This is a genomic window from Myxococcus sp. MH1 (assembly GCF_059738865.1).
Window position 1 is genome coordinate 2,901,341 of record NZ_AP026947.1, and the last position, 18,093, is coordinate 2,919,433.

11 protein-coding genes, 5 tRNA genes and 1 other RNA gene are annotated in these 18,093 nt (G+C 70.3%); 3 read left to right on the forward strand and 14 right to left on the reverse strand.

The features are described from left to right. Nucleotide 1: 1 nt before the first annotated feature. The gene (locus tag AC6JA9_RS11835; protein WP_223750555.1) at nucleotides 2–1,888 is read left to right on the forward strand and encodes a protein kinase domain-containing protein; all 1,887 of its coding nucleotides are present in this window, start codon (nucleotides 2–4) and stop codon (nucleotides 1,886–1,888) included. A 43-nt stretch (nucleotides 1,889–1,931) separates the two neighbouring features. Here AC6JA9_RS11835 and recR read toward each other — a convergent pair whose 3' ends face one another. From recR to AC6JA9_RS11860, 5 genes are all read right to left on the reverse strand, one after another. Further along, nucleotides 1,932–2,525 carry a recombination mediator RecR gene (gene recR, locus AC6JA9_RS11840; protein WP_046712136.1) on the reverse strand — a complete coding sequence of 198 codons (594 nt, stop codon included), beginning with the start codon at nucleotides 2,523–2,525 and terminating at the stop codon, nucleotides 1,932–1,934. A gap of 6 nt (nucleotides 2,526–2,531) precedes the next feature. Then, a complete protein-coding gene (locus tag AC6JA9_RS11845; protein WP_046712137.1) occupies nucleotides 2,532–2,849 on the reverse strand; it encodes a YbaB/EbfC family nucleoid-associated protein in 318 nt (105 codons plus the stop codon). Nucleotides 2,850–2,909: 60 nt separating this feature from the next. Then, entirely contained in the window at nucleotides 2,910–3,905 is a 996-nt protein-coding gene (locus tag AC6JA9_RS11850) for a DNA polymerase III subunit gamma/tau (protein ID WP_497959696.1), read from the reverse strand. Between the two features lie 892 nt (nucleotides 3,906–4,797). Next, nucleotides 4,798–6,003 (reverse strand): DNA polymerase III subunit gamma/tau, encoded by a 1,206-nt coding sequence (gene dnaX / locus AC6JA9_RS11855; RefSeq protein ID WP_497959697.1) that lies wholly within the window; start codon nucleotides 6,001–6,003, stop codon nucleotides 4,798–4,800. 55 nt (nucleotides 6,004–6,058) lie between these two features. Then, nucleotides 6,059–7,597 carry a phytoene desaturase family protein gene (locus tag AC6JA9_RS11860; protein WP_223784971.1) on the reverse strand — a complete coding sequence of 513 codons (1,539 nt, stop codon included), beginning with the start codon at nucleotides 7,595–7,597 and terminating at the stop codon, nucleotides 6,059–6,061. Between the two features lie 109 nt (nucleotides 7,598–7,706). Between AC6JA9_RS11860 and AC6JA9_RS11865 the strand changes: the two genes are divergently transcribed. Then, nucleotides 7,707–9,158, forward strand: coding sequence for a glycosyltransferase family 39 protein (locus AC6JA9_RS11865; protein ID WP_497959698.1), 1,452 nt, complete (start codon nucleotides 7,707–7,709; stop codon nucleotides 9,156–9,158). Between the two features lie 97 nt (nucleotides 9,159–9,255). On the opposite strand, the gene ffs is transcribed toward AC6JA9_RS11865, so the two are convergent. The 9 genes from ffs to AC6JA9_RS11910 form a co-directional block, all read right to left on the reverse strand. Next, nucleotides 9,256–9,348, reverse strand: an RNA gene (gene ffs / locus AC6JA9_RS11870) — signal recognition particle sRNA small type. A gap of 30 nt (nucleotides 9,349–9,378) precedes the next feature. After that, nucleotides 9,379–9,465, reverse strand: a tRNA-Ser gene (locus AC6JA9_RS11875). 13 nt (nucleotides 9,466–9,478) lie between these two features. Further along, nucleotides 9,479–9,565 (reverse strand) — tRNA-Ser (locus AC6JA9_RS11880). Nucleotides 9,566–9,571: 6 nt separating this feature from the next. Beyond that, nucleotides 9,572–10,039: a tRNA adenosine(34) deaminase TadA gene (tadA, locus tag AC6JA9_RS11885; protein WP_046712138.1), complete on the reverse strand. Its 468-nt coding sequence runs from the start codon at nucleotides 10,037–10,039 to the stop codon at nucleotides 9,572–9,574. 23 nt (nucleotides 10,040–10,062) lie between these two features. Beyond that, a tRNA-Arg gene (locus AC6JA9_RS11890) sits at nucleotides 10,063–10,136 on the reverse strand. A 30-nt stretch (nucleotides 10,137–10,166) separates the two neighbouring features. After that, a tRNA-Ser gene (locus AC6JA9_RS11895) sits at nucleotides 10,167–10,256 on the reverse strand. Nucleotides 10,257–10,298: 42 nt separating this feature from the next. Continuing rightward, nucleotides 10,299–10,385: transfer RNA gene (locus tag AC6JA9_RS11900), tRNA-Ser, on the reverse strand. Nucleotides 10,386–10,499: 114 nt separating this feature from the next. Next, on the reverse strand, nucleotides 10,500–11,780 hold the full coding sequence (gene serS, locus AC6JA9_RS11905; protein ID WP_497960673.1) for a serine--tRNA ligase: 1,281 nt from the start codon (nucleotides 11,778–11,780) through the stop codon (nucleotides 10,500–10,502). A gap of 135 nt (nucleotides 11,781–11,915) precedes the next feature. Next, nucleotides 11,916–16,517 (reverse strand): tetratricopeptide repeat protein, encoded by a 4,602-nt coding sequence (locus tag AC6JA9_RS11910; RefSeq protein ID WP_497959699.1) that lies wholly within the window; start codon nucleotides 16,515–16,517, stop codon nucleotides 11,916–11,918. 202 nt (nucleotides 16,518–16,719) lie between these two features. Between AC6JA9_RS11910 and AC6JA9_RS11915 the strand changes: the two genes are divergently transcribed. Continuing rightward, complete coding sequence (locus tag AC6JA9_RS11915) at nucleotides 16,720–18,033, forward strand: protoporphyrinogen/coproporphyrinogen oxidase (protein ID WP_497959700.1); 1,314 nt, start codon at nucleotides 16,720–16,722, stop codon at nucleotides 18,031–18,033. The last annotated feature ends 60 nt before the right edge of the window (nucleotides 18,034–18,093 follow it).

The following is an 18,093-nucleotide window of genomic DNA, read 5'->3' on the forward strand; positions in this document are numbered from 1 at the left end:
GATGTCCCCCCCCCAGACGACACAGCCCGGCTCCGGCACCGAGGAGGCTCCTCCGCCGCTGCTTCGCCCGTACGGCCCCTATGTCCTCGTGCGCAAGCTGGCCGAGGGCGGCATGGCGGAGATCTTCCTCGCCAAGCTGCTCGGCGCCGACGGCTTCGAGCGCAACGTGGTCATCAAGCGGATGCTGCCGCACCTGTCGAACATCCCCGACTTCGTGGAGATGTTCCGGGACGAGGCGCGGCTGGCCGCGAAGCTGTCGCACCCCAACATCGTGCAGATACAGGAGCTCGGCTTCACCGAGGGCTGCTACTACATCTGCATGGAGTACCTCGCGGGCGAGGACTTCTCCACGACGCTGCGGCTGGCGGGACGGCGACGCGCGTACCTGCCGTTCCCCATCGTGCTGCGCGTGCTCATCGACTCGGCGCGAGGGCTGCACTACGCCCACGAGTTCTGCAACGAGCTGGGGCAGCCGCTCAACGTGGTGCACCGCGACATCTCCCCGTCGAACCTGTACCTGACGTACCAGGGGCAGGTGAAGGTGCTGGACTTCGGCATCGCCAAGGCCGAGTCGAGGCTCGCCAACACGCGCACTGGCGTCGTGAAGGGCAAGTACATGTACATGGCGCCGGAGCAGGCCAAGGGGCAGGGGGTGGACCGGCGCGCGGACATCTTCGCGCTCGGCGTCAGCCTGTACGAGGCGCTCACGCACGTGCGGCCCTTCTCGCGGGAGAACGACCTGGCGGTCCTCAACGCGCTCCTGCACGGCGAGTTCAAGCGTCCGCGCGAGCTGCGGCCGGACCTTCCCGCGGAGCTGGAGGCCATCGTCCTCAAGGCGATGGCGCCGCTGCCGCAGGACCGCTACGCCACGGCGGAGGCCTTCGCCGAGGACCTGGAGGCGTTCCTCGGAGAGCACCTGAGCGCCGCGGGCACGCCGCAGCTCGGCGCGTTCCTGCGCAGCCACTTCGGTGAGGACCGCTTCACCGAGCGCACCCGCATCCCCACGCTGTCCTCGCTCTCCGCCGCGCTGGGCGTGGTGACGCAGGCGACGGGCGTGGTGGAGATGGGGACGGACGTGGTGGGGGGGCCTTCCTCCGCGACGGGCGCCACCGACGTGGCCACGGCGCGCGGTTGGAGTGCACGCTCGCCAGCGTCGTCCTCGGGGCTGGTGCCGGCCGCGACGAAGACTCCGGCCACCGAGTCGGCGCCGACGCCCGTCGCCGCGCCCCGTGCTCGCGGATGGCGTCCGCTCGTCGTCGGGCTCGCGGGTGGGTTGTTGCTCGCGGGCGTGGGCATCGTGGGCTATGCGCGGCTCGTCGCTCCCGTGTCGGCGGGCGTCGTGGCTCCTCCCAGCGCTGCTGTCGCACCCCCGCCAGTGGAGGCACCGGTCGCTGCTCCCTCGACGGAAGGAGTCGCCGAGCCCGCGCAGCAGGCCGTGGCGCCCGTGTCGCCGCCACCTGTCGGGACGCAGCCTCCCGAGGGTGTGGCGGCGCAGGGGACTGGAGGTGAGGCGGGCGCGGTGGGGAGCGCGTTGTCACCACCGCCGCCCGTGGAGGAGGCGGCGGAGGGCAAGTCGGTGAAGAGCACGGCGAAGAAGAAGGTGTCGCTCACCGTGGATGACATCTCCCGCGTCGTGGCGAAGGGGCGCTCGCGCATCACCACGTGCTTCGAGAAGAACCGCGCGGACCTGCCGGCGAGCGAGGGCCAGGTGCAGGTGGAGTTCTCCATCGCCTCGACGGGGAAGGTGCGGGCGGGCGTGAGCGGGGCGCTCGCGCAGACGGGGGTGGGCCGCTGTCTCCAGGCGCAGGCGGAGCGGCTGCGCTTCCCGGCGCACCTCGACGAGGAGGTGAACGTGGTGGTGCCGTTCTCCTGGCGACTGACGCGGTAGGCAGTGGCACGGCGCCGGGAGCTTCCGGCGCCGGCTCGTACGACTAGAGGTCGCGGCGGGCGGACAGCGCCTTCGCCAGCGTGGCCTGGTCGGCGTACTCGAGGTCACCGCCCATGGGCAGGCCCTGGGCGATGCGGGTGAGGCGCAGGCCCATGGGCTTGAGCAGGCGCGTCAGGTAGAGCGCGGTGGCCTCGCCCTCGACGTCCGGGTTGGTGGCGAGGATGAGCTCCTCCACCTGGCTGTCGGTGAGGCGCTCCAACAGCTCCTTGATGCGGAGCTGATCCGGACCCACGCCCTCGAGCGGGGACAGCACGCCGTGCAGCACGTGGTAGCGGCCCTTGAACTCGCGGGTGCGCTCGAGCGCCATCAGGTCCGCGAAGGTCTCCACGACGCACAGCACCCGCTCATCACGGCGGTGGTCCCTGCAGAAGCCGCAGGTCTCCGTGTCCGTGAGGGAGAAGCAGCGCACGCACAGGTGCACCTTCTCCTTCACCTCGCGGATGGCCTGCGACAGCTCGGAGGCGTATTCGCCCGGAGAGCGCAGGATGTGGAACGCGAGGCGCTGGGCGGTCTTCTCCCCGATGCCTGGCAGCTTCGCGAGCTGGGCGACGAGGCGGTTCAGCGGATCGGGAGTCATCCGGTATCAGGTAACGCCGGGGATCTTGATGCCGCCGGAGATTTTCGCGAGCTCGCGCTGCATGTGCTGACGGCTGCTCGCCAGGGCGGCGTTCACCGCGGCGGTGATGAGGTCCTCGAGCATCGACGTGTCGTTCGGGTCGATGGCTTCCTTGTCGATCTTGATGCTGCGGATCTCCTGGATGCCGTTGGCCACGACGGTGACGCGGCCCTCGCCGGCCTTGGCCTCGACGGTCTCCTCGGCCAGCTGCTGCTTGCGCTCTTCGATCTTCTCCGTCAGCTTGTTCGCCTGCCGGATGAAGTAGTTCAGGTCGACGCCGGGCATGTGCTTCCTCGGTACGGGCGTGGAGTGTGGCGCGCACCCTAGCGTCGCGCGCGTCCATTGTCAGGCGCTGTCGTCAGGGGCTTCGACAGGAGCGTCGGCGACCGAGGCGGCGGAGGGGCGCTCGGGCTCGTAGATCTGGATGTGCTCGATTTCTCCACCCAGGACCAGGAGCACGGAGCGGACCGAGGCGTGGTTGCGCACCTTGCTCTCGGTGTTCTTCTCGTGGGTGGCGCGGCTCTGCGCGTCGCGCTCGGCGAGGCTGGGCGCGGCCCGGGAGTCGTCCGCGGACACGTCCTGGAAGGACAGCTTCACGGGCCGGCCGAAGTGCTCGGCCAGGAGCTTGTCGATGGTGGCCTTGCCCGCGGCGGCGGACACCGACATGCGGTGCAGTCCCGCGGAGGGGAGGAAGCCGAGGATGATCTCCCCGGCCTTCATTGACATGAGCCGGCCGTTCGCGAGGGCGGTGCCGTGGCGCAGGGAGCCCGCCTTCACGGTCTCCACGGCGGCGCGCCAACGCTCGATGAGCGGCAGGTTGGGGTTGTCGCGCCCGCGTGCCACGGGGACGGGCGCGGCGGCCATGGGAGGCGGCTCGGGCTCGGGCGCGGCGGTGGGGGCTTCGGGCTCGGGAATGCACTCGCCGGAGGCGCAGCCGCCCGGAGAGGCCTCTTCTGGATAGAAGCGGGACTCCTCGTCGCTGTCGCCGTAGGGAGGTGGCTCGGGCGGGCCGGGCGGCGGCTCGGGCTTGCGGACGTTGATGACGCGGACGGTGGGCGCCGGCTCGGTGGTGCGGGAGAGCGGGGTGGCGCCCGCATGCGGGCCGGGGGGACTGATGGGCTGCTGCGGGGGCGGCGCTGCCGTGTGCGCGGGCGGACCGTTGCGCAGGAAGGACAGGGGCCGCGCGGCGGACGGGGGCAGGCCGTCCAGGACGGGGCCCGAGGGCAGGGGATTCTCGACGGGATACGCCGATGGGGGCGGAGCGTCCGAGACAGTCTGGGCGCCGCCGCCGTTGCGCAGGAAGGACAGGGGGCGCGCGGCGGACGGAGGCAGACCCGCCATCACCGGACCGCTGGGGACAGGGGGCGTGATGCCCACTGTCGCGGGCGGAGTCCACGGAGCCGAGGCCTCAGGGGAGGGCGTGGCTTCACGCGTCGGGCCGTTGTTCCGAGGCAGCGTGATGTTTGCTGGCGGCTCGTCCGATGCTCCGCCACCGTGGCGTGGCAGCTCGATGTCGGGCGGCGGCTCCGCGATGTAGTCGGAGTCGTCGTAGCGCGAGGCTCCGGAATCGCGAGGGGCTCCCCGCGTGTCGAGCGGCGCGGTCCCATCGAAGCGAGGCGCTTGCGCTGGGCGGGCGAGGTCTCCCGTCGGCTGCTGTCCGGAGACGGCGGCTGGCGCATCCCATGGCGGGCCCGATGGCGCACGCGCTGTGGCTCCACCGGATGGCAGTCCTGCCGATGAACCATGCGCATCCCAGGGCGGGCCCGACGGCACATGAGCTCGTGCCCCGGCGGAGGTCTCTACGGAGGATGCCCCTGCGGCATCCCAGGGCGGGCCCGACGGCGCACGTCCCATCGCTCCGTTCGGGCCTGGTCCGACAGACGCGCGAGGCGCATCCGATGGTCCACCTTGAGGCGAGGCCGAGAGCCCCAGGCGTGATGGACCCGCGGAGCCATGGGGTCCGACCTGCGCACCGTCGACTGCGCCACCCAGATGGGGCGACGACGCGCTGCCGTTGACTGCCCCTGCATGCTCGCGGGCGTCAGCACCTCCATTCGAAGTCCGCTGTGCTGACGGCATGGCCGTGGAAACGCCATCGCTCGACGGCGCTCCACCGGAGGTGCCGGCAGGCGCGAGCGTCGAGACGGATTGTTGCCCCGTCGCAGGCGCGGCTCGACCCGTCTCCCACGGACGTGGGGCGGGCGCGGCTTCGGGGGGCGGAGCCTGGCGAGGCTCAGGCGCGAAAGTTCGTGGAGCTGGAGCGACCTCCTGGCGCTCCAGCATTGGCCTTGTCCGACTGAGGCAGTCCAGCCGTGAGCCGGTCCACCTTCGCGAGCAGCTCCGGAATCGAACCACCCGGCGACAGCTGGATGGCCTTCAACAGCGCCATCTCCAGCGCGAGCCTCGGCTGCGCCGCGCGCGACACATCCCAGACGGAGCCATGCACCACGTCGAACAGCCGCGTGAGCTGCGCGCTCTCCGCGTCCTTCGCCAGCGCCACGAGCGCCTTCTGCTCGGACTCGGCCAGCTCCGCGGGCGCCTCGCCCAGCGTCTTGGTGACGAAGAGGTGGCGAAGCTGCATCGCCAGTTCCTCCGCGAGGCGCTTCAAATCGAGGCCCCGGTTGAAGACCTCCTCCACGCGCTCCAGCACGCGCTTGGCATCCTTGTGTACCAGCGCCTCGGCGAAGTCCTGCACCATCGTCCGGTCGATGGCGCCCAGCGCCTCGGCGACCTCCTCGTCCGTGGGATTCGCTCCGCACGAGGCGAGCACCTGGTCCAGCAGGCTGAGCGCGTCGCGCATGCCGCCCTCGGACTGGCGCACCACGAGCGACAGCGAGCGGTCCGAGATGCCCGCGCCCTCCGCCTTGCAGATCTCCTGCAGCCGCTGGAGCATCCGCGCCGCGGAGATGCGGCGGAAGTTGTGGCGCTGGCAGCGCGACAGGATGGTGTCCGGGAGCTTGTGCGCCTCGGTCGTCGCGAAGATGAACTTCACGTGCCCGGGCGGTTCCTCCAGCGTCTTGAGCAGCGCGTTGAACGCCGCCCCCGACAGCATGTGGACCTCGTCGATGATGTAGATCTTGTGCCGGTCGCGCTGCGGCAGGTACTTCGCGTTCTCGCGAATCTCGCGGACGTTCTCCACGCCGTTGTTGGAGGCACCGTCGATCTCCGCCACGTCCACGCTGGTGCCGGCGGCAATCTCCGTGCACGCCCGGCACTCACCGCAGGGAGTCGCCGTGGGGCCCTTCTCACAGTTGAGGGCCTTGGCGAGCAGGCGTGCGGCCGTCGTCTTGCCCACGCCGCGCGGGCCGCAGAACAGGTACGCGTGCGCCACCCGGTCCATCTTGATGGCGTTCGCGATGGTCCGGACGACGTGCTCCTGTCCGGTCATGTCATCGAACTTCTGCGGACGCCATTTGCGGGCGAGGACGAGGTAGCTCATGGGGGCAGTCATCTAAACACGACGGCGCGAAGGATCCATCTCCAGGCGCTGCGACTCAGCGTCCGAGCGCTTTCAGCACGACCTGGGCCGAGTTGTGCCCCGCCGCGCCGATGACGCTGCCCGCCGGGTGGCAGCCCGCGCTGCAGAAGTAGAGCCCCTGCACCGGCGTCTCGTAGGGCAGCCTGTCGGTGAAGCCCAGCTTGTTGTCCACATGGTGGATGTGCCCGCCGGTGATTCCGAAGTGGCTCTCGATTTTCGGCGGCGTGAGGGCGAAGTACTCCTGGACCAGATCACTGGTCCCCGGCGCGAAGCGGTCGCACACGGACAACAACTGCTGCACGTAGCGCGACTCCTCCTTCTCCCACGTCGTGCCCTCGAGCTTGTAGGGCACCCACTCCACGAAGAGCGCGGAGTTGTGGCGGCCCTCGGCGTCACGCAGCGACGGGTCCACGGTGGTGTGGATGTACCACTCGATGGAGGGGAAGTCGGACAGCCTGCCCGCCTGCGTGTCGCGGTACGAGCGCTCCAGCGCGCCGAGCACGTCTTCCTCCTGCGGCAGCAGGTGGATGGTGGGGCCGAACTGGCCCTTGTCCTCGGGCAGACAGGTGAACCTCGGCAGCTCCTTCAGGCACAGGTTCACCTTGAGCGTGGTGCCCGGCACCGCCATCGCGCCCACCTTCGCGCGGTAGTCCGCCGGCAGTGCCGCGGTGTCCACCAGCTTCAGCGTGCGGAACGGGTCTCCGTTGGACACGACCACGGAGGCCTGGATCTCCTCGCCGTTCTCCAGCACCACACCCTTCACCACGCCCGAGTCCACGCGCACCGACGTCACCTTGGCGCCCGTGCGGATGACGGCCCCGTGCTTGCGCGCGACGTTGGCGATGGACTGGGTGACGGTGCCCATGCCGCCGCCGACAATCATCCACGTGCCGCCGCTGCCCGGCAGCCGGCACATGTTGTGGACGAGCAGGTTCATCCCCGTGCCCGGCGTGTCATAGCCGCCGTCCAGTCCGGAGAAGGCGTCCGTCACCGCGTACATCGCCTTCACCAGGTCGGACTTGAAGCCGAAGCGCTCCAGGTACTGGCGCGCCGAGCCCCGACACAGCTTGAGGAAGTGCTCGCGCAGCGCGGGCCGGATGTAGCGCTCGGCGGTCTCCTCGTGGGTCAGCGGCGGCTTGAGCCACGCGGGCGCCAGGTCGTCACGCAGCGCGGCCAGCTCCGCGTTCATCGCCTGGTTGGCCTCCCAGTCCGCCTGCGAGAAGAACTCGAGGAACTGGCGCTTCAGCTCGCGCTCGTCCGAGCCGAACAGCAGATAGCGCTCACCCGTGGTGGGCAGGAAGTAGTGCGGGTCCCTCCGCTTGAGGGGCAGGTCCAGCTCCAGCTCGCGCAGGAGTTCCGGCGGCATCAGTCCCAGCAGGTACGCGCCCGTGGACACGCCCAGTCCGGGCGCGCTCTTGAACGGGTACTCCGTCCGGCACGCTCCGCCGATGACGTCCTTCTCCTCCAGGACGGTGACGGACAGGCCCCTGCGCGCGAGCATCGCCGCTGTCACGAGTCCGTTGTGTCCCGCTCCCACCACGATGACGTCCGGCATGGCCTGCTCCTTCTCGAGGGAACCGCGTTCCTACCCGAGCGGAGCCCTGGGGGACAAACGTCCGCTGGCTTGCACCTCGCCGCCGGGCCGGGGAGAGTCCCGGGCGCCCGTGTCCGCCGCCCTGCCCGAGACGCCCACCCCGCCCATGTCGCCCGAGCCCCTGCCGTCGGATGTCGCTCGGCCACATCCTCCGGCGAGCCCCTCCCTCCTCGCGAGGGCGGCCCTCGTCGTCGTGGCACTCCTGCCCGCTGTCATCGCCGTGGCCCAGCTGGGCCGCATCCACCCCGACGAGGTGTTCCAGGCGCTGGAGCCCGCGTACTGGCGCGTGCATGGCTACGGCGTGCTGGCGTGGGAGTGGCGCGATGGCATCCGTAACTGGGCTGTCCCGGGAGTCCTGGCCGGCTTCCTGAAACTGGCGGGGATGCTGGGCATCACCGACCCCCAGGGCTACCGCGCGATGACGGCCGTGCCCCAGCTCGCGTTGCATGCGTGGAGCCTGTGGGCCGCGTACCGCTTCGCCGCCCGGCGTACAGGCGTCTCGGGAGGCTGGCTGGCCGTCCTGCTGGTGGGCCTCTACGGGCCGGTGCTCGTCTTCGCGGGCCGCACCCTGGCGGAGTCCTTCTCCACGTCCTTCCTGGTGGTGGCCATGGAGGCCCTGGACCGGCGTGAGCGCGAGACGCGGGCGGGGCTCCTCGGTGGCGCCGCGCTGGGGCTCGCGGTGGTGACGCGCTACCCGTCCGCCATCTGTGTCCTCACCGCGCTGCTCTATCTGCTGGTGGCCCGGCGCTGGCGGATGCTGGCCTTCACCTGCCTGGGCGGGCTCGTCGTCGCGGCGGGCCTGGGACTCCTGGACCACCTCACCTGGGGCAGCCCCTTCCACTCGTTCTTCACCTACGTCCGCTTCAACGTCCTCTCGGGCGAGGCCGCGGCCCGCTTCGGCTCGGCGGCTCCCGGCTTCTACCTGCTCCCCCTGGTGACGGCCGTTCCCGGTTGGGCCTGGGTCGCGGTGCCCCTGTGCCTGCGAGCGGGGCGGCGAGGCGTGTCCCTGCCGCTGACGTGCGCCGCCGTCTACCTGGGCGTGCTGCTCGTCACCGCGCACAAGGAGGAGCGCTTCCTCTACCCGGCGCTGGTGCTGGGCGTGCTCGCGGCGGCGCCCGTCGTCGCGGACCTCCTCACCACGCGCGTTCCCGCATCCGCTCGATGGGGCGTGACGGCGATGGCGCTGGTGACGGGGCTCGTCTCCGCCCGCTGGTTCCCTCCCCAGGACCTGCGGGCGGACCAGTTCCGAGCCATCGTCGCGTCGACACGGATGGGCGGCGCCACGGGGCTGCTCATCGTCAACGAGGGACTCTGGGGCTCCGGCGGCTTCTTCTACCTGGGCCAGCGCATCCCCTGGCTCACCTGCGACTGGCCCCGAGACGAGGCCTTCCAGCGAGGGCTGCGAGACAGGACCTTCAACCGCGCCGTCTCCTTCGAGGACCGGGCCCTGCCCGAGCTCCAGGCAGGCGGCTTCCGAATCGAGAGGCGCATCGGCCGCGAGACGCTGCTCGTCCGCGACTGAGGTCGACAGGGGAGGGCGCCGGTCAGGCGCTCTGGCCCAGGGCGGACTCCGTACCCCGCAAAGGCGAAGAGCCAGCCTCCGAAACGGAGGCTGGCTCTTCAGAACGGCCGGGACACACGCGGTGGTACGCTACCGTTGCTTCCTTCCGGACCTGGCGGGGTTCGCGCCCCCACGTTGTCCCGACCACAAAGGCTGTAGACATCAACTGCAGTATCAACAACGGAGAGGGTGGGATTCGAACCCACGATACCCTTTCAGATATACACGCGTTCCAGGCGTGCGCCTTCAACCGCTCGGCCACCTCTCCAGAAAGTCTGGAGCGGAGAGCGTAGGATTCGAACCTACGATACCGTTACCGGTATGCCTGATTTCGAGTCAGGTGCCTTCGACCACTCGGCCAGCTCTCCAAGTATTCAATTGTCGCGTCGCTTCGCGCGCAGGCGCCCGAAGAACGTTTTGAGAAGAGTCGTGCTGTCCTCAGCGAGGATACCACGAGTGACCTGGAGCCGGTGATTGTGCCGGGGTTCCTCGGCCAGATTGTAGAGAGAGCCGACCGCGCCGGCTTTCGGGTCCATGGCGCCAAACACGAGGCGAGTCACCCTGGACTGGACCAGCGCTCCGGCACACATGGCACACGGCTCCAACGTCACGTACAGGGTGACGCCCGTCAACCGCCAGACCCCGAGATGCCTGCGAGCGGCATCCAGTGCGAGGACTTCCGCATGGGCGAGGGGGTTGCGATCCACTTCGCGGCGGTTGAAGCCCGTGCCGATGATGTTTCCATCATGGACGGCAACCGCACCGACGGGGACCTCTCCGAGTGTCGCGGCTTCCCGCGCGAGCGCGAGCGCCTGCTGCATGAAAGCTTCGTCGTCACTCATGGAGACGGCGTGAGAGAAGGGAGCGCTCCCTGGAGGATTCGAACCTCCGGCCTTCGGATTCGTAGTCCGACGCTCTATCCAGCTGAGCTAAGGGAGCAAAATCTTCACGCGCTGCTACAACGACAAGTGGCGGAGAGAGAGGGATTCGAACCCTCGATACCCTTTCGAGTATGCAGGTTTAGCAAACCTGTGCCTTCAGCCTCTCGGCCATCTCTCCAACTCTTCTCTGTCAAAGAACCGCAAAACTCAAGAACATTTTCGGAGGCGGTAGGATTCGAACCTACGGAGAGCTTGCACCCTCTGCGGTTTTCAAGACCGCTGCCTTCAACCGCTCGGCCACGCCTCCAAACAACCCAGCCGGCGGTGTCCCTCGGACCGACGTCGACCGTGGGGCCGCCCTTCTACCTGATTCTTCGCCCGTTGCAAGCGGATGATCACACCTTTTCGCCACGCTGCTTCGCTACAGCGGCTTGAGCTCCTTGAGCCCTCCCATGTACGGCCAGAGGACCTCCGGGATGCCCACGGTGCCGTCGTCGCGCTGGTAGTTCTCCAGGATGGCGATGGACGTGCGGCCCACGGCCAGGCCACTGCCGTTCAGGGTGTGAGCGAGCTGGGGCTTGTCTCCCTTCTGGGGGCGGAAGCGGATCTTCGCGCGGCGCGCCTGGAAGTCGCCGCAGTCCGAGCAGGACGAAATCTCCCGGTAGGCGTTCTGCCCCGGCAGCCAGACCTCGATGTCGTAGGTCTTGCGGGCCGAGAAGCCCATGTCGCCGGTGCACAGCAGCATCACCCGGTGGTGCAGGCCGAGCCGCCGCAGGATGTCGCACGCGTCGTCCGTCATGGCCTCAAGCTCGTCCAGGCTCTTGTCCGGCTGGGCGAACTTCACCATCTCCACCTTGTGGAACTGGTGCTGGCGGATGAGGCCGCGGGTGTCCTTGCCGGCCGCGCCCGCCTCCGCGCGGAAGCACGGGCTGAAGGCGCAGTAGCGGATGGGCATCGACTCGCCCTCGAGGATTTCGTCCGCGTGGTAGTTGGTGACGGGCACTTCCGACGTGGGGATGAGGAAGCGCTCGGGGTCGCCCAGCGTCTTGAAGGCGTCGTCCTCGAACTTGGGCAGCTGGCCCGTCCCCATCATCGTCTCGCGCAGCACCAGGTAGGGCGGGAGCAGCTCCGTGTAGCCCTTCTGGGTGTGCACATCGATCATGAACGTGACGAGCGCCCGCTCCAGCCTGGCCAGCGCGCCCTTGTAGAAGGTGAAGCGGCTGCCGGACACCTTCGCGGCGCGCTCGAAGTCGAGCATGCCCAGCTTCTCGCCCAACTCGAAGTGCTGCTTGGGCGTGAAGGGCAGGTTGGGCTTCTCACCCCAGCTCTTCACCTGGACGTTCTGGTCCGCGCTCTCGCCCACGGGCACCGACTCGTGCGGGACGTTGGGGATGAGGAGGAGGATGCGGTTGATCTCCTCCTCCACCTCCTTGAGGCGGTTCTCCTTCTCCTTGATGTCCTGGGAGACGGCGCGAAGGTCGCCGCGCAGCGCGTCCAGCGCCTTGGGGTCCTCCTTCGCCTTCTTCTTCATCTCCTCGTTGGCGGCGTTACGGCGCGCGGCCAGGGACTCCATGGAGACGTACAGCTCGCGGCGCTCGGAGAAGAGGCGCTGGAAGGGGCCGAGGTCCAGGTTGCCGCCCCGCGTCTTCAGGCGAGCGACGACCGCATCGAAGTTCTGCGCAACGTTCCGGAGGTCCAGCATGGGGGACGCCTTGTAGTCACCCTCGGTGGGCGTCAGCAAGGTTCCTCGCGCCCGGGGTGCTCAAGGGCGGACGCCCCGGGCGCCAGCGCCTGACGCCGGCCATCCCCGGGAGGACGGCCGGCTGTCGGCTGCCGGCTAGTTCTGCAGGTCGTAGATCTCTTCCTCGATGTCCTTCTTGTCGGTCGCGTCCGGCTTCTTCACCAGGTAGTCCTTGAAGGCCTGGACGGCTTCCTTGCGCTTGTTCTTCTCCTTATAGGCGAAGCCCAGGTAGTAGTAGGTCATCGCGTTCTCCGGCTCGGCGTCGGCGGCCTTGCGGTACCAGTCGATGGCCTTGGCGTGCTGGGTCTGCTCGGTGAAGGCGCGGGCGACCTTGTAATAGACGTACGTGAGCTTGGTGTCCGCCTTGAGCGCCGTCTGGTAGCGCTTGATGGCTTCGTTCCAGCGGGCGGCGTTGAAGTAGGCGTCGCCGATGGAGCCGAGCACGCGGGTGCGGCGCGGGTCCGACTTGAGGCTGGCCTCGAAGGACTCGATGGCCTCGTCGAACTCGCTGTTCTCCAGGTGGGCGTGGCCCAGGGCCTCGTGCGCGTCGGCGTTGGCCGGGTCCAGCTCCACGGCGGTGTTCCACTCGCGGATGGCGTCCGGGAGCTGCTTGGCGTCGCGCAGGATGACGCCGTAGGCGTAGTGGTAGTCGGGGCGCTTGGGGGCGCGCTCCACGGCCTTGCGCATGGCGTCCATGGCCTGGGTGAACTCCAGCCGCTTCGCCTTCACCAGGGCCAGGTAGTAGAGCGCCTCGTGGTTGGAGGGCTCGTTGCTGAGCGCCAGGCCCAGGTTGCTCTCCGCGCCGGGCAAATCGCCCCGCTCCAGCAGCACCGCGCCCAGGGTGATGGGGATGGTGGTGGAGCGCGGGTCCTCGCCCTTGGCCTTCTCCAGCTCCGCCACGGCCTCGTCGAGCTTGCCCAGCCGCCACAGCACGAGTCCGCGCTGCAGCCGGCCGTCCTTCAACAGGTGCGGGTCCAGCTCCAGGGCGCGGTTGGCCTCCGTCTGGGCCTTCTCCAGGTCACCGTTGAGCAGCGCCACGCGCGACAGGCCCAGGTGGGCGTCGGCGAGGTTGGGGTCCAGTTGCACGGCGCGCTCGAACTCCTGCTGGCCCAACAGGGCGTTGTTCTCCGCCAGGGCCAGCTCGCCCAGACCCGCGCGCACGCCGGCCAGGTCCGGGGCCTTGGTGGCGGCCTGCTCCAGCTGGGTGCGGGCCTCCGCGTTGCGGCGCTGACGCAGGTAGAAGCGGCCCAGGTAGAGGTTCGCCTCCACCAGGTTGGCGTCCGCGGCGATGGCGCGCTTGTAGTGGCCCTCCGCCTCGGAGAGCTTGTCCAGCGCGTCCTCGATGCGGCCGTAGAGGTACGCGATGCGCGCCTCGTTGGGGAAGCGCTGGCTGGCCTTCTGCACGGCGTCCAGCGCCGCCTGCATCTTGCCGGTCATCACCAGCGAGGTGATGTGGCCGTCGGCGTACTCCAGGTTGTCGCCTTCCTCCGACGCGAGCGCCGTGTAGAGGGGCAGGGCGCCCTCGTAGTTGCGCTGGGCGCGCAGCACGTGGGCCAGCTGGGCCTTGAGGAAGTCGGACTGCGGGTCCTTCTCCATCGCGGACTTCAGCTCGGCCTCGGCCTCCTTGGGCTTGTGCTGATGGAAGAGCGCCACGCCCTTGAGGCCCCGGGCGCGGGCGAGCTCCGCCGGGCCCAGCGCGGACTGGACGTCCTCGGCCAGGGCCTCGTCGACGGACTGGGCGCCCTTCTCCGCGTCCTTGCGCACCAGGAGCTGCACGGCGGCGAGCTCCACGGCGGACGAGGCGTGCTTGCGGTCCGCCTCGAGCGCGGCGGCGTAGGCGGCGGCGGCCTCGTCGGCGCGGCCGGCGGCCTGGTGCAGGTTGCCCAGCGCGTGGTGGGCCTTGGCGGACTTGCCGTCGGCGGCGAGTACCTTCTTCAGCGTCTCGATGGCGCCGTTGAAGTCGCGCTTCATCGTCTGGGCCTCGGCCACGAGGAAGGCCAGCTCCAGGTCGCCCTGGTTGCCCTCCCGCGAGTACGCGTCCAGGAGCGGCGCCAGCGCGGCGTCCGCCTGCCGCGAGGTGAGCGCGAGCGAGGCCGTCACCTTGATGAAGTCGACGTCCTTCTCACCGAGCAGCTCGATGTCCGCCATGCCGTCGCGGCAGCGGGCCATGTCGGACGCGTCCGCGGCGGCGTACCTGCGCTGCAGGTAGTAGACGGACTGGCACCACAGCGAGCGCACCGCCGGGTACTCCTTCTCCTGGAGCGCCTGGGCGGAGAGCGTGTGGGCCTGCTTGTAGCTGGCGAAGGTGTCCTGGAGCAGGGCCTGCTGGGCCTGGCTCACCAGCTGGGCCTGGGGCGAGCCGTCGGAGACGCGCGCGGGGAACAGGGCCCGGCGGCCGAAGGCGCCGTAGCGCGTGCCGAACTCGGTGCCCGCGCCGATGCCCAGCAGCACCACGCCGACGCCGGCGGCGATGAACATGGGGACGCGCTTCTTGAGCTTCTCGTTGGCGCCGCTGCGGTCCACCACGGAGACGGCCGCCATGCGGCCCTCGTAGAGCTGCTCCAGCCGGCGCATGTTCGCCTGCTGGCCGTTGGCGTCCGCGGTGGGGGCGCTGGGCGAGTCGGACGCGGCGACGGGCGCGGCCGCCACCACCTTGGCCGGGCCCTCCATCAGCCGCTGGATGGCGGCGGCGAACGTGGGGATGGTGCCGATGGCGGACCAGGACTCGGAGTCGAGCGAGACGTCCTCGTTGCCGAGCAGCTGGCCATCCTCGAGCATCTTCACGACGACGCCCTCGTCGAACGGGCCGAACACCTTGCCCGAGCGGCGGCGCACGTGGAAGCGGCGCACCTTCGCGCCCGCCTGGGCGCCCGCGTCGCGGCCGGCGGCGTCGTCGATGAACGACAACATCTCCAGGCCGTCGGCGGGGCCGGCGTTGGGCGGCGGAGGCAGCGGATCCGACAGGTCCGCCTCCAGGTCATCCGCGGGGCGCGCGGTGGGGTCGAACTCGAGCGAGTCCGGGATGCCGGGCGACGCCGAGGGCGGGGGCGAGCCGAAGTCCACGTCGCCGAAGTCCACCGCGGGGTTGAAGGGCGCGGGCGGCGGGGGCGCGGCCTGGGGCGGGGGCTCGGCGAAGTCGAGGCTGAAGTCCGGCATCGGCGCGGGCGCGGAGGGCGCGGCGAAGTCGAACGACAGGTCCTGCGGCGGCGCGGCGGGGGCCGGCAGGTCGGCGAAGTCCATCGCGGGCGCGGCGGGGGACGGCAAATCCGAGAAGTCCAGCCCGGGCGAGGCCACCGGTGGCGCGGCCGCGAACGGATCCGCGGGCATCGGCAGCTCGGCGAAGTCGAACGAAGGGCCACCGTCGGCAGGCGGGGGCATCGCGAACGGATCCGCGTCGACGGGCGGCTGCGAGTACGCGGGAGGCGGAGGCAGCGCGAACGGGTCGTCGTTCACGGGCGGCTGCGAGTACGCGGGAGGCGGGGGCAGCGCGAACGGGTCGTCGTTCACGGGGGCCTGTGCGTACGCGGGGGGCGGGGGCAGCGCGAACGGGTCGTCGTTGACGGGCGGCTGCGAGTACGCGGGCGGAGGCGGCAGCGCGAACGGGTTCGCCTCGACGGGGGCGCTGGCGTGTCCGGGCGCGGGCGTCGGGGGCAGGGCGAAGGCGGTGGCCTCGCCGCTCGGCGACTCGACGTCGAAGGCGAACGGGTCCGCCTCCGGCTGGGGCTGCGCGGGGACGGGCAGCGAGTCGTCGGAGAAGTCGAAGTCGCGCGCGGTGCCGAGTGTGTCGGGCTGGCTGAAGGACGAGGACGGGTCCAGGTCCACGGGCGGCGCCAGCGCGTCATCGGAGAAGTCGAAGTCGCGCGTGCCGTTGGCCCGGGCGGGCGGGGCGGCCTGCTCCGGGAACGCGGCGTTGGGCATCGGAATGGCCACGACACGCGTCACGTCGCGGTCCTGGCGCGCAGGAGGCTCCGCGTCGTCGAAGCCCGTGCCGAACGCATCCGCCTGGGGCGCGGCGCCGGGCAGGGGGATGGCGTCAACGGCCGAGGCGGCGCCGGGCAGCGGGATGGCGCCGGCGTTGTCACCGAAGGCGTCCTGGGGCGCGGCGCCGGGGAGCGGAATCGCGCCTGCGTCGTAGCCGTAGGGGTCGGCCTGAGGGGCGCTGCCGGGCAGCGGAATGGCGCCGGCGTCGTAGCCGAAGGCGTCCGCCTGGGGCGCGGCGCCGGGGAGCGGAATCGCGCCCGCGTCGTAGCCGTAGGGGGCTGCCTGGGGCGCGGCGCCGGGGAGTGGAATGGCCTCGGGACCCGCACCCATGGCGATGGCACCCGAGGGAGCGGCGCCGGGCAGCGGAATCGCGCCGCCGCCGAAGGCATCCGCCTGAGGGGCGCTGCCGGGCAGCGGAATGGCGCCGGCGTCGTAGCCGAAGCCGCCCGACTGGGGCGCGGCGCCGGGGAGCGGAATGGCCTCGGCGCTCGCACCCATGGCGCCGGATGGCGCGGCGCCGGGGAGGGGAATGGCGGCGGGCGCGCTGGCCTGTCCCGGGAGGGGAATGGCGGCGGCGGGCGCCGGAGCGCTCACGGCCTCGGCTTTGATGGGGAAGGTGGTCTGGCACCGGGCGCATTTGAGCTTCGCGCCACCCGGGGGGATCCGCTTGTCATCGATGTTGTAATTCGTCTGGCAAGACGGGCAGGAGACTTTCATGGGGTTCCTTCGACAGGACCGGCGCGGCGCAGGGTAGCAGAGGCGTTTCCAGCCCGGAAAGAACGCGCAAGCCCGCACTGGGGGCGTTGTTCCGCCCCCGCCTCCCCAGGCGAGCATCCGAGGGCCCCGTCGGCTCCGCGTTTCCGCCCACCGCGCGTTCGGCTCCCCCCTCACCGGGAGGAGGTGGTAGGACCGACCCGCCATGGAACCCATCGTCATCCTCGGAGCGGGGCTCGCGGGCCTGTCCACCGCCCACTTCCTCCAGAAGCCCTGGCGCCTCATCGAGAAGTCCGAGCGCGTCGGCGGGCTCATCAAGACCGAGGTCATCGACGGGTGTTATTTCGACCCCACCGGCCATTGGCTCCACCTGCGCGACCCTGAAATCCAGGAGATCGTCAACACGCGGTGGCTGCCGGGGCAGATGGTCCGCATCCAGCGCAAGGCGGGCATCTTCACGCGCGGCGTCTTCACCCGCTTCCCGTACCAGGTGAACACGCACGGGCTGCCGCCCGAGGTCGTCTCCGAGAACCTCATCGGCTACGTGGACGCCATCTACGGCGAGAAGGGCCGCGCCCTGCGCGAGCGCGAGCCCCGCGACTTCGAGGAGTTCATCCTCCGCTACATGGGCGAGGGCTTCGCGAAGAACTTCATGGTGCCCTACAACCAGAAGCTCTGGACGGTGCACCCGCGTGAGATGTCCGCCGCCTGGGTGGGCCGCTTCGTGCCGCGCCCCTCGCTCAAGGAGGTGGTGGACGGGGCGCTGGGCGCCGGCAGCGACGCGGTGGGCTACAACGCGTCCTTCCTCTACCCGCGCGAGGGCGGCATCGAGAGCCTGGCGCGCGCCATGCTGCGCGACCTGAAGGGCGGCGAGCTGAGCCTGAACACCGAGCCCACCTCCATCGACTGGAAGGCGCGCAAGGTGGTGCTGAACGACGGCCGGACGCTGTCGTACTCGGGCCTCGTCTCCTCCGTGTCCCTGCCGGGGCTGGTGCGGCTGCTCGCGCAAGGGGCCTCGGGCGTGCCCGACGAGGTGGTCGCCGCGGCGAAGCGCCTTCGCGCCACCACCGTCACCTACGTCGCCGTGGCCGCGCGCGGGCCCAACCGCCAGCCCTGGCATTGGATCTACCTGCCGGAGCCGGAGTTCCACACGTACCGCATCGGCTCGCCGTCGGCCGTCTACGACGCGCTGGCGCCCAGGGACACGTCCACCTTCTACGTGGAGTACAGCCACCACGGCGAGCTGGCCCCGGCCACCGCCGAGAAGTACGCGGTGCAGGACCTGCTGCGCTCCCAGATGATCCACTCCGCGGACGACGTCCTCTTCGCCCACGCGCGGGAGATTCCCCACGCGTATGTCCTCTACGACGAGGCCTACGGTCCAGCGAAGGCGGAAATCCTCCGTTTCCTGGAGCACGCCGGCATCCAGACGGCGGGGCGCTACGGGCAGTGGGAGTACTCGTCCATGGAGGATGCCATCCTCGGCGGGCGGGCCTGTGCCCGGACGCTGAACGGCTGACGGACGTCTGCGACTTCCGACGCATCTTGTCGACGGGTGCCGCGCGGCATGCTAGGCGGA